Annotated in this window: 1 protein-coding gene; it reads left to right on the top strand. The window is 47.4% G+C overall.

Annotated features, from left to right (window positions below; translation table 11 throughout):
* The coding region (locus tag B3182_RS01150) for a radical SAM protein (protein ID WP_292751207.1) at positions 1–704 on the top strand (704 nt) is incomplete at both ends.

Consider the following 704-nt stretch of genomic DNA (forward strand, 5'->3'; position numbering starts at 1 on the left):
ATGGATGCGGTATTTGATCTGCCTTATAGCCGTTTGCCGCATAAGGAATATGGCCAGGCCAATATTCCGGCTTATGAGATGATCCGTTTTTCGGTGAATATCATGCGTGGCTGCTTTGGTGGCTGTACTTTCTGTTCGATTACCGAACATGAAGGTCGCATTATCCAGAGCCGCAGTGAAGATTCGATTATTCGTGAGATAGAGGCCATTCGCGATACCACGCCCGGCTTTACCGGCATTATCTCGGATCTCGGTGGTCCGACCGCCAATATGTATCGACTGGCTTGTAACAGCGAAGAAATCGAAGCCAGTTGCCGGCGTCTGTCCTGTGTTTTTCCGGGTGTCTGTAAAAACCTGAATACTGACCATACGCCTTTAATTAATTTATATCGTCGTGCCCGCAGTCTGCCGGGTATCAAGAAGATCCTGATTGCCTCTGGATTGCGTTATGACCTCGCAGTTCTGTCACCGGAATATGTCAAAGAACTGGTCACTCATCACGTGGGCGGCTATCTGAAAATTGCGCCGGAACATACCGAAGATGGTCCACTGTCACAGATGATGAAACCCGGCATTGGTACCTACGATAAATTTAAGGCCATGTTTGATAAATATTCCAAGCAGGCTGGCAAAGAACAGTATTTGATTCCGTATTTTATCGCTGCCCATCCGGGTACGACTGATAAAGATATGATGAATCTGGC

The organism is Methylophaga sp. UBA4204 (assembly GCF_002379485.1).
GTDB lineage: Bacteria > Pseudomonadota > Gammaproteobacteria > Nitrosococcales > Methylophagaceae > Methylophaga.